This window comes from Butyrivibrio sp. AE2032, from assembly GCF_000702965.1.
In genome coordinates, this window is record NZ_JNLF01000003.1 from 140,565 (window position 1) to 155,364 (window position 14,800).

Below are 14,800 nucleotides of genomic sequence, written 5' to 3' on the forward strand. Positions count from 1 at the left end.
TTCAAATCTCCCAACGTCTTATTTTCTTATGAAAAGAACTCTGAAAGCTCTTTTAATTTCTCCTGTCCCGCTTCTCTTCCCAGCTGATATACTCTCTCAAGCTCATCAGGGTTACTTTCTATGGGACTTATGTTAAGTGGTGCCTTGGGTCTTATGACCAGCACTTCATTATTATTCTCTTTCTCCCGGATGTATCTCTTTTCCTGGTTATACATAAGGTGCCTTATTTCCATGCAGTGGATCATCTCAGGGTATTTCCTGAGCATTAGCTTTACCAGGGGCATGAATTTCTGTGGACCTTTGACGTAGTCCTTTGGCTGAGTCTCAATGACCAGGATCCTGTCGTAGCCCTTATCCTCCATGAATTTAAGAGGAATGGAATCCGATGGGCCTCCGTCCAGATAAAGACCGCCGTCTATTTTTACGGGCCTTGAAACCAGTGGCATAGAAGCCGAAGCCTGGATCCAGGTGATATCCTCCTTTTGTCCGTTAGCGCACTTGTGGTACACAGGTTTTCCGGTGTTTATATCCGTTGCCACGCAGTAGAACTCCATTGGGCTTTCCTCAAAAGCCGCAGTATCCCACTTGTCCAACTTGTAAGGAAGCTCATCGTAGCAAAAGGGTACATTATAAATATCACCGGTAAAAAGCAGCGAACTGATGCTGTGATAGCGCTTATCCTTGCAGTATTTCTTGTTATAACGCACAGCTCTGCCAATCTGATGGGACTTTAGGTTGCAACCGAAGGTAGCACCTGCAGAAACACCTACAGCTCCGTCAAAAGAAATATCATTTTCCATAAGGACGTCCAAAACACCGCAGGTAAACATCCCCCGCATGGCTCCGCCCTCCATAACAATACCTTTTCTCATTTTCAAAGTCCTTTCAAAACATCAACTAATTTTACCACGAAAAAGCCGCCTGCAGCATTTATTTTAATGCCCAGGCGGCCCAAATAAGTTCATATTGAAGTTGCAGGATTACAGGTCTCCCTTATAAGCCTGTGTGCCTACTGATGTGTAGGTCAGAACGTAGTTATCATAATCTCCTGCCTGATATCCGATAATCTGGGAGTTTGTGCTTCCACCGTGGAAGATGATCCCACTGTCTGCGATGTTCACAGTATCGAAAGCAACTGCTCTTCCATTTTTCATAAACACAGTTCTTACACCGACACTTTGAATGTCAAACTTTGAATAGTTGGTGGCTGACACTTCAACGCATTTGCCGATTGATTTGGTATCCAGTGCAACTGATGTATAAGCACATTTATCGGTAGGAGTCACTATGTACTTGTAGTCGTAAGCAGAAGCACCTCTTGCCTCCTCATTCAGGAACTGTCCATAGAGAATGAACTGCTGATCCTTCTTGACTGCCTCCGAATAATCGTTAACTTTCTTGATCACCTTTCCGGCTCTGTCCTTTGCGTAGAAATCAGCACTTATGCTGATATCAGATCCGGTGTTATTCGTTGCAACGATAACATAATAGGTGCACCAGCCAATACTGTCGGGAATAAGATACTCTTCATCAATAGTAATTCCCTGTGTGAGGCTGCTTTCTGCATATACGGTTGATGCGGGGAAATTATCGCCGGAGCCCAGATAAATAAAGAGACTCAGTACCATTACCATAGTAATTATCACAGAAAAAATTCGTCTCTTCATGACCTTTCCCTCCAACAATATAATTCAGCTTCAGATGTGCTGTACAACTATTATGGTAGAAATAATGTTGCATTTCCATACCCTGAAGTGACATTTAATTGTCTTTTAAGAAAGTTACAAACTGTTTAGAAACTCCTGTTATCGAAAGAGCTGCAACCCCAGTAATCATCTGTAAATCACAAGATAACCACCGTAATTTTCTACGCTGAGAGACTCTATATTTTCGAATAGTCCTTCCTCACTGGTAGAAACCACAAATACATCCCCTTCATCCGCTTTGCTGCTGACATTTTCCGGCAGCTCAAAGGTAAAGTTCCCAAAGGACCTGGCAATTCTGAATTCTGCCTTATCATCCTTATACTCTACTGTTGTATAGAATTTGTAAGGGTCATACTCGTTGTAATAAAGAGCCAGCATAAAGGGCGAAGAAAGTCCCTCATAAGTGGAATAGATCTGTCTCTCATCCCCTGCTATCTCGTAAGCTCTCTTAATAGCATCTCCATAGCCCGGCATGAAGATACTTATAGACCACTGGTTGAAATCCGTGAAGTAGTCCTTTGCAAAGGAAGCTCCGCCCACCAGCAAAAGAGCTGCTACCGCAATAAAGAATGCCTTTCCGCCCTGAAGGATAGCTGCTGCTCCCTTCACGAAGAAGTAAATAACCGGTATAAACAGCATTACCATTCTGCTGATATCAGGAAGGATAACGATTTCCAGCACTGCACAAGCAAGTGTTATGAAAAGAAATATTCCGTTTCCTACAAGATAGACCTTATCTGCATCCTTAGCTCTTTTCCCTTTAAAGAAGGTTACCAGAGCACTGATAAAGCCTATGAAGGTGACAGGGAACGTGAACTCAAACAAAGTAGCATATCCTGGGTAATAATGGGCAAGTGTATGCCTGTCATCACCGATGGAGACTGCAAGAAGCATTGACTTAAGATTTGACAGCGCTGTAGCTCCAAAGCCATTTCCAAAGGAGATAAAAGCCTCTCCAGTCCTTGCTGCAGTGAATTTATTGAAACATATAACATCTGTTACTATTTCCGGAAGCCCCAGATAGTTTACTCCGTAGAATATCAGGAGGGGTAAGAATACCACCAGGAATGTTACTCCTGAAAGGATGAGCTGCTTAACATCAAGCACACTGATCCAAAGGCAATACAGACAGATCAGCAAAAGAAATATGGGAACAACGATGGTTGCTGCTCCGTAGCTGTACATACAGATTGAAAAAGCTGCGGCGCTTAAGCAGTAAACAAGAGTACTCCTCTTTTTCACAGCCAGCAAAAACAGATACACTGCAAGCATCATGTTAAAGGGCATGATGTTGCAATCAAGGCTCCACCTTGAAAGGATCACATGCCAGGGGCATATAGCCAGGAAACATGCGCCAAGAAGTGATACTTCGTTCCTATAGGCTTTTTGTCCAAAGATGAGCCTCAAAGATGCGTAAAACAGTGCAACTGTCAGGATTCCGCAGATGGCAGGGATAAGGCGAAGCTTAAAGATCCCGGTGCCAAACAGGGAGATGCTGATGACGTTCAGATAGATAAGGAGCGGACTTCCACCACCACAACCCCAGGTAATGGGGTAGATTGGCCAGTGGTAGCCATTTCTGTCGATACCGAATTTCGCCAGTGTATAGGCATCGTAGCCGATAGAAGCTTCGTCCTGTTGAAGTCCATAGGGCACTTCTCCAAGCTTATACAGGCGAAGGAAAGCTGCAAGAAGCATGATGACTATAAAAAAAACAGCCGTCATGGAATCGCTTAAATACTTCCCGCCTTTCTTTTGCCTCTTCAAAGAAAAACATAAGGCTGCCACACCCAAAAGGATGTAGGCAGCCGTAGCTATATAATTATAATAATCAATTATGCGCATATTATTACTTCCCGGTTAGTATATCTTTCGTTATCTGGCATGCATTGCACCGTTCCAGTCGGTGATTCCCATGTAGGATGCTGCCCTGTTAATGTAGGAGCCGGCATTTCCACCGTTCATTCCCTGATAGAACTCGAAAGCTAGCTTCCTTGAGCCATCCTGTCTGGTAAGGCCTACGGAAAGTCCCTGTCTTACCTCCAGAGGGAAATCGGTCTGTCTGTTAAATGCAATGAGCTTGATGTGCTGATTTGTTACACAGCGCTGGTATGCGTAAACAATGGCAGCTGCCTGAGCCTCTTCTCCCTGTGTTGAAGAATATCCAATCTCAGTAAGAAGTATAGGTCTGACTCCTCCGTTTGGCATACGCATAGCCGGCTGGCACATATAATCTGTCAGCTGCTCTATATTTTCCATTGAAAGATACGGTGTGTCAATAGTGTGAACGATCATTTCCGGATTCTTTGGAGTCCAAAAGCTGGTCCAGGTCATAGGATAGTTATATGGATGCTCCGCCAGGCCCCAGCCAATGTTTCCCTGAGCTGAAATGCAGGCATTTACTGCCTCCAGCATACTCCTTGCAGAGTAATAGGATGTGTTATGTGTGTGGGTCCAGTTATGATCAAGACTTATGCAAACATAGGCATTGGCATTTCTGCTCTTAATGGCGTTGTAGCACACCCTCACTGAATCAGCATAAAGCTGAGCATAAGACATCTCATCTGCAACATTTGAGTAATTCCAGACATTCTTGGCATTTACTTCATTGGCAATAACCCAGTTATCAACCTGTCCCTGACCATTCTTTCCGTTATATCTCTGTGCCAGGAAGGACACTACTGCCTCAAGGTACTCAAGGCCCTTATCCTCTGAAGTGTTCATCAGGTAATAATTTGATCTTCCGATTCCGCCCCTTGCAGTAGGTGAGATCATGAACTCCTCTCCCTTTGAATAAGGGTTAAGAAGAACCATGGTCATGCCCATTCCCTGACTTGTGCTGGTGCGGACACAGTGATCATACTGACCCATGTAAGCAGAATCAAAATAATAGGTCTTTCCGTTATAGCCGTACTCGATTGCCTTGTTTCCGCCGATAACATCAGTAAGGTTTATGTTGTAAGCTCCCTGCTGAACGCCCAGCTGCTGAGCCTCTGTATTGCCGTTACCGATCTTGGCTCCGTCCAGAATAAGGCCCTTCTTGCCGTTATTCTTCCTTGCAGGAGAACCACCTGCCAAAGCTTCAGGATTTGTGATGTACTTTGCTCCTGCCACGCCAACAAAAGATCCACCCTGCTTTACGGCAACCTGGAATTTATCATACAAATGGCAATTAGCAGTCTGATATCCCAATGGAACTGTGAAAACCGCACTTCCGGAAACAGGAAGCTGCGCTATAGGATTACCTGCAGGTTTTCCCTGGTAGGGTTTCTCAGCAAACAGATAGTAAACTCCATCGTCGCTGGATGGAAGATCTGAAGCAGATACATTTATAACTACATTCTCTCCCGTAATAGATACGGAATTGATATTTACTGCTCCAAGCCCTTCTGCCCTTGCACGAACAGGCGCAAGATAAAAGACACTTAGTATCATCGCAGCTGTTAATGCTGCTAAAGAAAGTGCTGAAAAGAATTTCTTTGACATATAACCCCTCATACTTTTTCTTATATTTTCGCCCCCAATAGCGAAGAAGCGGCGTTTTTATAACGCACCAATAATATGATATCGAAAAAACGAGGGATAATCAATTTACTTTTTTCAAATTAATGGTACAATGGATTTCCATGAGCAGGATGGATGATCGCTGCTGTGCAGACGAAAGGGCACAGGAGAGGAAAGTCCGGGCTTCACAGGGCAGGATGCCAGATAACGTCTGGTGGAGGCAACTCCCAGGATAGTGCAACAGAGATATACCGCGTTAGCAATGAGGCGGGCGACCGTGATGGGACCGGACATATTCACGCTTGCGTGAAATATGGCACGGAGCATTACGGGCATGCGGCGAATGCCGCGTAACGAGGAATGCTTGCATTCCGAGTACGCCAGCCTGCCTCGCTAGCGTAAGGGTGGAAAGGCAGTGTAAGAGACTACCGTGCTGGTGGTAACATCAGTAGCCATGTAAACCCCATTCGAAGCAAGACCGAAAAGAGAGCCATGAACTTGCCCGGTTCGCTCTCAGGTGGGTCGCTTGAGGCTGTTGGCGACAGCAGTCCTAGATAGATGATCGTCCACGACATAACCCGGCTTATAGTTCTGCTCATTAAAAAATGACTACTTCTGGATTCCCGGAAGTAGTCATTTTTTATTGAACAAAACCGCACCCACAGATATAATCAATATCCGCTTTAATTATTATAACCATCCCCAGATACCTATCAATGGACTTTCGCGGCATAAATCCTCGCCCCTCACCTCCTTAATATAATGCGTTCAAGCATCTCCCCCGGCGCTTCGGTTTATTCCACGGTTCCATTGACAGATATCTAATGATGGTTGTTCGGTCAGTAAGCGGGTATTGATTAAGGATCGCATGGCCATATAAGATCCTATTTACGTCTTTTTCATGGTTTTTGATAATTCAGATGTATAGATAGTCTTTCCGCTACTGCTAAAATTTCATTTTTGTTTTTCCAGCAGTATAAAAACTGCTATTTTCGTGGGCTTACGGCAAAATCGTTACGTCTTAATTTTGATATTGCTATTCTAGCCGTACTTTGGACGAAAAATCACCTGATAGAGAGTAATTCCTACAGCTTTTTTAAAGAAAATGAAAAATAAGCCGTACTCCATTTTTTTATTGACATCTTTTTTGAGGAAAATGTAAATAAAGCCGTAAAAATCGGCTCTTGGGATAGTCACCCGGAGATGTACAAAGATGCCTTAAACGTGCTTTGGGACGGTAGGGCACCACTTAATCAATACCCGCTTACAGACCAAATAACAACCCCCGGATAGCTGTCAATGACACCGTGGAATAAATCGAAGCGCCCGGGGAGTGTTGCTTAAAAGCATTTTATCCAATGAATGGGGGCGCAAGGCTTTATGCCGCAAAAGGTCATTGATAGATATCTGGGGATTGTTAAAATCTATAAAGCGGGAATTGATTATGGTTTATATCGCTTTTTAACCTTCTGTACTATAAACCTGATGAGAAATATAATTCCCACAATTGCTCCGGCAAACAGGGCAAGCATAAGGATTGATCCCAAAAGAAGCACCAGGACCCTTGCAGCACCCGGGCCGCTGATAGGAGCCGCTTCCGCAGTCTCATCTGCATCTGAATCTGTAGCTTCCTCAACCTCTGCTGCACTTTCTGTGGCATAAGCGGCGTCTTGCGTTGTACCTGCAGCTTTTTCATATGCAGCGCCTGCAGTAACTTTTGCAGCCTCCTGCGTAGCCTCGCTCATTTCTGGGGCTTCTGCCGGAGCTTCGCTCATTACTGGGGCTTCTGCCGGAGCTTCGCTCATTACTGCTGCCTCTGTCGCAGCCTCTTCGTAGGCCGGCGCTTCGCTCATCACAGCGCTGTCTACTGCCATTTCTGCGCTGTAGGATGGTGCTGTACTACTGAGTTTTCCGCCCTGGGCTCTCATAAGAGCTGTCACTCCAAGGAAAAGAACAGCGAAGGTAGCTGCCAGAGCACCATAGCGCCTAAAGGCTATGAGGTTCTTCCTCTTCCTTGAAGCCTGCTCCCATTCAGATTCTTCATTTTCTTGAATCACTTTACTCTTATTCTCTACCCTATCGATACTATCATTCTCAGGTGCTAATGTTTTCTCTTCTACCTGTGCTACTGTTTTCTTAGCAACAAGCTCATCCACAGCATCATCCTTATTGAGGACTTTTTCAGAATTCGACGCATCTGCGCTCTCCGAAGGAGCAGCTGCTTCCTCAGACAGCTCTTTTGCCAGATTCTGAAGGATACGGCTTTTCATTTCAGCTGAGACTTCAATTTTATCCATGGCTTCATTATATTTACTCAAAGTCGTAATCCTCCTTCAAAATTTTTTTGAGCTGCTCTCGCCCTCGCAGCAGGTCCGATCGGACCGTGGCTTCCTTCCGGCCCAGGATACCGGATATTTCTTTAGTGGAATAACCTTCCTGGTAAAAGAGATGGACCACCTCCCTGTACTTTTCGGGAAGCTTTTTTACCGCATCCCACACAAAAGCCAGGTCCTCTTCCTCTTTTCCAACCAGCTCTTCCGCCAGTTCATCAGTCTCTCTGATCTTGTTGTATTGAATCTTGTTCTTACTTAGATTCGCCGCCACCCGCAGTAGCCAGGCCTTCTCGTGGTCCGGACTCTCCAGCTGGGGCTTCGTCTTTATGTACTGCAAAAGAGTATCCTGCAGGATATCTTCTGCATCCTCCATACTGTGCAGGTACGAATAGGCCAGTCGCAGAATAGCATTGCCATACTGGTCTATCAAAAGCCCTGCCCTTTCCATATCATTCATAAAAAAAGTCCCCCGGGAGATAAAATTGCGAAAACGCCTTATTCCACGCATCTCCCGAGAGACAGTATATCAAATATCAGCTTCTCTTTTCTACCATTCTTACCAGATTGTAGAACTCATCCTTGTAATCATCAGTGTTATCAAGCTTTCTGTATCCTGCCAGGATATCCTTATAAGTAATGGTTCCTGCATAGTCGCTGTCACCGATCAGCATTGCAAACTCAGATACCAGCTCTGCAAAAGCAAGGTTCTCACTAGGTCTTACGTTGTAATCACTCTCATCTGCAACAAAAGTAAGAAGCTTTGACTCGTCCTCATCAGGCTCTTTGTAGCGGATCTTGATTGTAGCAAACTCGTCAGATGAGTTGTTTTTATCAACACTCTGATATTTAAGGTCAATGGCTGCCTTGCTGTCTGCAGGAATGATCTCGTAAAGAGCTACTACTGTGTGACCTGAACCAATCTCTCCGCCATCCTTGGTATCATCGTTGAAATCCACAGCATCCATCTGTCTGTTTTCATAGCCGATAAGTCTGTAGGCGTTAACTGTTGCAGGATTGAACTCCACCTGGAATTTAACGTCCTTGGCAACTGTTACAAGTGTTGAGCTCATCTCATCAACAAGAACCTTGTGGGCCTCTGTCTTTGAATCAATATAGGAATAGTTGCCATTTCCGCAATCAGCCAGTCTTTCAAGCCTGTCATCCTTGTAGTTGCCATCACCAAAGCCAAGTACTGAAAGGAAGATGCCACTCTCTTTCTTCTTCTCGATGAACTTCTCAAGCTCGTCAGGATCAGAGATGCCAACGTTAAGATCACCGTCAGTAGCCATGATCACGCGGTTGTTGCCGCCTTCAATGAAGTGGTCCATAGCAACCTCATAGGCCATTTCCATACCTCTTTCGCCATTGGTGCATCCACCTGCAGAAAGAGAATTGATAGCTTTTTTAATAGCTCTTTTGTGGCTCATGTACTCTCCGTCCAGAACCACCTCTTCATAACTTGAATAGGTAACGATGGAAACAGTTCCTTCACCGGGAAGATTATCAACCAGATCAGTGAAAGCGTCCTGAAGAAGAGGAAGCTTGTTCTGGCTTGCCATGGAACCTGATACATCAATAAGGAAAACCAGGTTGCTGTCGGGAATCTCCCCGTGCATAACATCCTCAGCCTTAACACCGACAAATAAAAGATCGTGGTCATCATTCCATGGGCATCCGGAAAGCTCTGTTGTCACCCCGAATTTCTCGCCCTTTCTTGGGTTCTTAAGATCATATGAGAAATAGTTAAGGAATTCCTCAGGTCTAACTGCCTCATAAGCTATTTCCTCCGGGCCATATCCGTTTTCTATCATCCTCCTTATGTTTGCGTAGGATGCAGTATCCACATCAGCAGCAAAGGTTGAAAGCGGCTGTGACTTTGATAAGTAGAAACCGTTTTCCTCCGGCTTTTCATAGGACTCAGAGTTGACCTCCGGAATCACCCACTGTGAATCATCGTAGCAGTAGGCAGCCTGATCTGCAGTTTTGCTGCTGCCTGATGCAAACCATGAAGTAACTGAATTGGCCATACCATCGGCAGGCGCCGCTTCAGGTGCTTCACAAACCGCTTCACAGGCTGCTTCTGTTTCATAGCTGTGGCCTACAATTGACGGTGAAGGTGAAGTAAGCTCAGCAGCGTCGCTTGTAGCACTTGTAGCTTCTCTTGCTCCCCCACATCCCGTAAGAGCTCCTGCAAGAAGTGCGGTGCAGGTTAACATTGATACGCTTCTAAAGTTCTTTTTCATAATTTTTCCCTCCAATATATGTGGCTTTATCTGCCGTTCTACCTTATATACAGTTGGGGGAAAAGAAATGTTGCAAGATATCAAATTTTTTTTTGCAAAAAAAGAAAACCACACCAATCAGTGTGATTTTCCTAAAAAAATATATGAAAAAAAATGAAAGGTACTACCAATTACATAGCAAGTCTTTTTACAGGGAATACAGCTACTGCTGAATTATCGCCTGTTGTTCTGTTACAGTAAATTGTACCTGTGCTTGTATTATACTTTTTTGAAAACTCTTTATCTGCCTTAACGTTTGACTTGAGGCCCATTGCCTCAGCTAGTGAATTGATCATCTCTGTTCTATCCATTTTTCACGTCTCCTTTTTATTCCCTAAAACCAAAAACTATTTTACTCGGAAACCGTTATTTGTAAATCGGTTTCTTTTAAAAAATTGTGAAAACTCTGTGTATTTTGAAACAAAAATACCGGATCCCGATTTGGGACCCGGCACAAAATTTCAGAATATAGTTATCAGTTTTACCTATTTCATCTGCAGACAAAGCATTGTAATATCGTCAAACTGCTCTGCTTCAGCCACAAAATCATCCACATCTTTTTTCACAAGTTCCGCAAGTTCTTTTGCCGAAACACCTTTATGGCTGTTAAGGCTCTTTTCAATCCTCTCAAGTCCAAAGAACTCTTCAGAACTATTCTGGGCCTCAGCAATTCCGTCTGTGTAGACGAAGATTCCACCGCCCTTGGGGACAGTTATGGTATAGTCCTCATACTGCATATCCTCCATAGCTCCGCACATAACTCCATGTGGATCCTCAAGCTTCGTATAATTGCCTTCGCTGTCAGATATGAAAGGGTACTCATGGCCGGCACTGGAGGCAGTGATAATGCCTGAACTTATCTCCAGAATTCCAAGCCAGATAGTGATGAACATGGCTTTTTCATTATCTATTACCAGCTGGTTATTGGTATACTCCAGAATCTGTGAAGGGGTTCCTCCCGACATTGAACGCTGTTTTATTATCTCTTTTCCCTTCATCATGAAAAGAGCTGCCGGCACACCTTTACCGGACACATCAGCAATAACAAGGGCCAGATGGTCATCATCGATCATGAAGAAGTCGTAGAAGTCACCGCCTATGAGCTTTGCAGGATGCATGGATGCATAAAGGTCGAATCTGTCACTCTCAGGGAAGTCCGCAGAAAGAGCTGATTGCTGGATTTCCGAAGCAATATCAAGCTCCGCAGTCATACGCTCTTTTTCCGCACTGACACGACGTATCTCCCTCATGGATCTTGCAATATCATGCTCCATGTAAGCCATTGTATCCCGTAGATCTGCAAGTTCATTGGCAAACTTCATTTCTACTTTTTCAAAATAGCCTGTTTCCTCGGATTCATTGACCTTATCTCTTGCTGTATAGGACTGGGCTGCACTTGCAAGACCTTTGACCGGTTTTATTACGTGCTTTTCAATTATGCGGGAAATGATCAGTGCAATCAAAATAAAGGTTAGCAAAAGTGCCGGCAGGAAAATGGCATTAAACATAATTATCTCGTCATAGAATTTCTGAACACTGGTATCAATGGCCAATACTCCCATTAGAGTGCCTGTTTTGTCATAAACCGGGTGATAATCCGTGGCTGTAAATCCCAGCATAGAGGAATAAGCCAGGGACATATACCAGTTTGATTCCATGATCTGCACTATCTTATCCCAGCTCTCAAGATTAGCGCCATGATCCTCTATATACTGACCGGGGATATAAAAATACTCATCAATATCACCATCAAGAACAAGAACAAGCCTTGAATTCTCCTCATCATAGAATCCCAGGTAAATATTGGAGATATTCGTAGTTTCCCTGCACTTTATCAAAAGCTCTCTGGCTTCATAATATTTGTCATCCAAAAGGGGGAAGCTGTATTTCCTGAACTCATCCGAGAATGGATCTCTCTTTATTTCCTCTGGCATGTTGTTGTAGAGGTCCTTTGTAGCGGCAAAAACTTTCTCAAGGTACTCCTGGTCCATCTGGGCAAAGGTAAAATCAGCAAGTGCTGTAAGATCAGCTTTATAATTCCTTATATTGGAATAGACATAAAAACGGAAACTCATAATAAGAGTAACTATGAGCATAAAGAACATACATAGAAAAATAGCGACTAAAGCTTCACTTTTTAGAGATTTTTTTCTTTTTCTGTCCTCTTTCATCAATGTGAAATAATCCTTTTTAGATTCTTTTAACTATTTCAATCTGCCATATTATTTTTTAAATCGTATATAATTATAACAGAAAAATGTGTATGAACATACGTAAGGAGGTTTTCAAATGCTTAAAAATGAAGATAAGAAGGTTCTTGATGATATAGCGCTTTCAAAGGTTAGCGGCGGCACAGAGCCTCCCCAAACAGTGAAAAATGAAGACGGCGGCAATAGCAATATAAAAGATAAATCAGGCGGAAATGGCTCAAATTCAAATGGCTCATCTGTTGTTAATCACAAAATTAATGGTCTAAGAAACTGAGGAATCTGAGCCTGTGTAATAACAAAGGAATTCTTATAAACATTTTTAACCCAGTTTCCCACTGAACCATACGTGATCAATCCGCCAGGAAGCCTTCTATAATGCCGCTTTCAAGACACACAGCTTCGCCTTCGTCTGTAGTTCCTAAAAGCATCCCAAGGTAATTCCCAGCCTCGTCAAAAAGGCCTGTTCCGGACATCCCGGGATCGACGCTGCAGTAGCACACTATCATCTCCCTTCCAAAATCCTCTGAGTAAACTGAAGGAAGTTCCACCACTCCTGCATAAACCTGGTCCTCAAGAGCATTTCGAAGGAAGATATTCATATCAGGAACGAGCTGCACATTCGGGCCCATAGCCATTTCAGATCCTACGCCCCCAGAGCCATTTCCATTGGCAGAATTTTCGCCCAAAGCTGCTGGATAGCCCTTTCCTTTACCGGGAAGGTCTCGTGTCCTGACTTCTAAAAGAGCCACATCAAGCTCCTTGGATTCCTTTAAGACCTTAGCTTTGGCCTTAGCCCCGTCATAGAAGGTAACTCGTAGGTCGGGCGCAGCTGAATCAGTACTGCCATCTAATATATGCCCTGCAGTAACTATTATCAGAGCCTTGTTACTTTTCTTAATAATATTCCCGCATCCGGACAGATCGCCACAGTCAACGGCCACATTTGAAGCCTTTATCACAGGCTCTGTTACGGGCGTTTCATCAGATAGCTTGTTTTTCCTGTCAATTCCCAGGACTGCCCCGATCGCCAAAAAGATAAAAAGGGCTATAATAATGAAATTCTTTAAATTCCTTCCCTGCACCATAAAAAATAACGCTCGTTTTTATACCTTGAAGCAGCTTCCGCCGATGAATTCTCTGCAAATGGAATTGCGTGGGAGCATGGAGCTGTCTACGGTAACAAAATAATCCAGGAATTTCAAGAGGCGCTTAGCCTCGTAATACTCCGGTTCATCCTTATTGATGGAGAAAAGAAGTGGCTCAGCAAAGGGCTTTATTACCGCAAGCTCATAGATCTGAGCTGAATTGAACATCTCATCTGCCCCTTCCTGGAATGGGAAGATGTTAGCTTCTTCGCCGGCTCTTACTGATGACCACATACTGATGGTTTTCTTGGCAGAAGCACCACGGGTTCTGGCATCTCTGACGATCCTACGAAGAAGACGGCCGTCAGTTGTAGCAATTCTGTTGTGGTTATCAATGTTAAGAGTTGTAAGGGCACTAATGTAAATCTTGAACTTGGACTCTGCAGGAAGAGCATAACTCATCTTCTCGTTAAGTCCGTGGATTCCCTCAATTACAAGGACATCGTTCTTGCCAAGCTGCAGGAAATCCCCGTTCATCTCGCGCTTACCAGTAATAAAGTTAAACTCCGGCATCTCAACTCTCTCACCATTAAGGAGACGTTTCATATCGCTGTTAAACCGCTCAACATCAATAGCCTCAAGGCACTCAAAGTTGTAGCTGCCATCCTCATTAAGAGGAGTATCTACTCTGTTTACGAAGTAGTTGTCCAAACTTATGGGGTGAGGAGTAAGTCCATAGGAACGTAACTGGATTGAAAGCCTGTTGGCAAAACTGGTCTTTCCTGAAGAGCTGGGGCCAGCTATCATTACAAACTTAACTTCCACCCTCTTAAATATCTTTCTTGCTATGTCAGCGATCCTACTCTCCTGAAGAGCTTCCTGAACAAGGATCATCTCGTTCATTCTGCCCTGGCAGGTTATATTGTTAAGATCGCCCACGTTTTCAATTCCCATCATGCTTCCCCAGTCACTGGCTTGCATCATGGTCTTATAGAGCTTCTCTCTTGGCTCAGAAACTATAAGTCTTCCTGGATTAGCCCTTGTTGGCAGTGTGATGAGGATACCGTCATGGTATTTCTCGATCTGAGCCTTCTCAATATATGAAGTATTAGGCAGCATATATCCATAATAATAGTCGTAAATATCGTCCATCTTATAGATATTGATCTCAGAACTTCTTCTGTAGCGGAGAAGTGAAACCTTATCAAGCATACCCTGCGTCTTAAAGATCTCAATGGCTTCGTCCAAAGGATAAACCTTCTTGGTAATCGGAATACCCTCTACCACGATCTCAGTAAATCTGTCCGCCACCTTTCTGACCATATCCTTGGTCACGGAAGTCTCTCTAATGGTGCAGTAAATACCATTTCCAATAGCAAACTCCACCTTAGTCCTGGACATAGCCTCAGGTCCCACCACATCATGAATAGCCTTGATAAGGATCATGATGGCAGTCCTTCTCATGGTCTTGTGACCAATATTGTCTGCGTAGGTTACAAAGGACAACTCTCCATCCTTCTTCACAGACTTCATAAGCTCCCTGATCTTGCCATTATAAATAACGGCAGCTATCCTTGAACTATACTGATTCTGGTACTCCTTAGCAATAACCTCGAAGGAAGTACCCTTTTCATATTCCTTACTGGTTCCATTGATAGTAACAACTGGCATATTCTGTCC

12 protein-coding genes and 1 other RNA gene are annotated in these 14,800 nt (G+C 43.9%); 2 read left to right on the forward strand and 11 right to left on the reverse strand.

The window, feature by feature from the left end; all coding sequences use genetic code 11:
* Positions 1-26: 26 nt before the first annotated feature.
* The 4 genes from BO18_RS02425 to BO18_RS02440 form a co-directional block, all read right to left on the reverse strand.
* The gene (locus tag BO18_RS02425; protein WP_034443301.1) at positions 27-872 is read right to left on the reverse strand and encodes a patatin-like phospholipase family protein; all 846 of its coding nucleotides are present in this window, start codon (positions 870-872) and stop codon (positions 27-29) included.
* A 108-nt stretch (positions 873-980) separates the two neighbouring features.
* A complete protein-coding gene (locus BO18_RS02430; protein WP_034443302.1) occupies positions 981-1,667 on the reverse strand; it encodes a hypothetical protein in 687 nt (228 codons plus the stop codon).
* A gap of 165 nt (positions 1,668-1,832) precedes the next feature.
* A complete protein-coding gene (locus BO18_RS02435; protein ID WP_034443304.1) occupies positions 1,833-3,551 on the reverse strand; it encodes an ArnT family glycosyltransferase in 1,719 nt (572 codons plus the stop codon).
* Positions 3,552-3,581: 30 nt separating this feature from the next.
* Entirely contained in the window at positions 3,582-5,192 is a 1,611-nt protein-coding gene (locus tag BO18_RS02440) for a DUF5722 domain-containing protein (protein ID WP_034443306.1), read from the reverse strand.
* A gap of 141 nt (positions 5,193-5,333) precedes the next feature.
* Between BO18_RS02440 and rnpB the strand changes: the two genes are divergently transcribed.
* Positions 5,334-5,812, forward strand: an RNA gene (rnpB, locus tag BO18_RS32815) — RNase P RNA component class A.
* 840 nt (positions 5,813-6,652) lie between these two features.
* Here rnpB and BO18_RS02450 read toward each other — a convergent pair.
* The 5 genes from BO18_RS02450 to BO18_RS32305 form a co-directional block, all read right to left on the reverse strand.
* Positions 6,653-7,528 carry a hypothetical protein gene (locus tag BO18_RS02450; protein ID WP_034443310.1) on the reverse strand — a complete coding sequence of 292 codons (876 nt, stop codon included), beginning with the start codon at positions 7,526-7,528 and terminating at the stop codon, positions 6,653-6,655.
* Positions 7,521-8,000 carry an RNA polymerase sigma factor gene (locus BO18_RS02455; protein WP_051688450.1) on the reverse strand — a complete coding sequence of 160 codons (480 nt, stop codon included), beginning with the start codon at positions 7,998-8,000 and terminating at the stop codon, positions 7,521-7,523. Before BO18_RS02455 ends, BO18_RS02450 begins: the two co-directional genes overlap by 8 nt.
* Before the next feature lie 76 nt (positions 8,001-8,076).
* The gene (locus tag BO18_RS02460) at positions 8,077-9,786 is read right to left on the reverse strand and encodes a vWA domain-containing protein (protein ID WP_034443313.1); all 1,710 of its coding nucleotides are present in this window, start codon (positions 9,784-9,786) and stop codon (positions 8,077-8,079) included.
* 170 nt (positions 9,787-9,956) lie between these two features.
* Entirely contained in the window at positions 9,957-10,136 is a 180-nt protein-coding gene (locus tag BO18_RS02465) for a hypothetical protein (protein WP_034443315.1), read from the reverse strand.
* Between the two features lie 174 nt (positions 10,137-10,310).
* Positions 10,311-11,921: a PP2C family protein-serine/threonine phosphatase gene (locus BO18_RS32305; RefSeq protein ID WP_185752328.1), complete on the reverse strand. Its 1,611-nt coding sequence runs from the start codon at positions 11,919-11,921 to the stop codon at positions 10,311-10,313.
* Between the two features lie 193 nt (positions 11,922-12,114).
* On the opposite strand from BO18_RS32305, the gene BO18_RS02475 reads away from it, so the two are divergent.
* Positions 12,115-12,309 carry a hypothetical protein gene (locus BO18_RS02475; protein WP_034443316.1) on the forward strand — a complete coding sequence of 65 codons (195 nt, stop codon included), beginning with the start codon at positions 12,115-12,117 and terminating at the stop codon, positions 12,307-12,309.
* 76 nt (positions 12,310-12,385) lie between these two features.
* Here BO18_RS02475 and BO18_RS02480 read toward each other — a convergent pair whose 3' ends face one another.
* Together BO18_RS02480 and BO18_RS02485 are read right to left on the reverse strand one after the other, a co-directional pair.
* Positions 12,386-13,120 (reverse strand): S1 family peptidase, encoded by a 735-nt coding sequence (locus BO18_RS02480; RefSeq protein WP_034443318.1) that lies wholly within the window; start codon positions 13,118-13,120, stop codon positions 12,386-12,388.
* 18 nt (positions 13,121-13,138) lie between these two features.
* A complete protein-coding gene (locus BO18_RS02485; protein WP_034443320.1) occupies positions 13,139-14,791 on the reverse strand; it encodes a nucleoside kinase in 1,653 nt (550 codons plus the stop codon).
* Positions 14,792-14,800 lie beyond the last annotated feature (9 nt).

Excerpts from the sequence above, each read along its gene's own strand:
- BO18_RS02425 (WP_034443301.1), bottom strand. The coding sequence starts at position 872 with ATGAGAAAAGGTATTGTTATGGAGGGCGGAGCCATGCGGGGGATGTTT.
- BO18_RS02430 (WP_034443302.1), bottom strand. The coding sequence starts at position 1,667 with ATGAAGAGACGAATTTTTTCTGTGATAATTACTATGGTAATGGTACTG.
- BO18_RS02435 (WP_034443304.1), bottom strand. The coding sequence starts at position 3,551 with ATGCGCATAATTGATTATTATAATTATATAGCTACGGCTGCCTACATC.
- BO18_RS02440 (WP_034443306.1), bottom strand. The coding sequence starts at position 5,192 with ATGTCAAAGAAATTCTTTTCAGCACTTTCTTTAGCAGCATTAACAGCT.
- BO18_RS02455 (WP_051688450.1), bottom strand. The coding sequence starts at position 8,000 with ATGAATGATATGGAAAGGGCAGGGCTTTTGATAGACCAGTATGGCAAT.
- BO18_RS02460 (WP_034443313.1), bottom strand. The coding sequence starts at position 9,786 with ATGAAAAAGAACTTTAGAAGCGTATCAATGTTAACCTGCACCGCACTT.
- BO18_RS02465 (WP_034443315.1), bottom strand. The coding sequence starts at position 10,136 with ATGGATAGAACAGAGATGATCAATTCACTAGCTGAGGCAATGGGCCTC.
- BO18_RS32305 (WP_185752328.1), bottom strand. The coding sequence starts at position 11,921 with ATGCTCATAGTTACTCTTATTATGAGTTTCCGTTTTTATGTCTATTCC.
- BO18_RS02475 (WP_034443316.1), top strand. The coding sequence starts at position 12,115 with ATGCTTAAAAATGAAGATAAGAAGGTTCTTGATGATATAGCGCTTTCA.
- BO18_RS02480 (WP_034443318.1), bottom strand. The coding sequence starts at position 13,120 with ATGGTGCAGGGAAGGAATTTAAAGAATTTCATTATTATAGCCCTTTTT.
- BO18_RS02485 (WP_034443320.1), bottom strand. The coding sequence starts at position 14,791 with ATGCCAGTTGTTACTATCAATGGAACCAGTAAGGAATATGAAAAGGGT.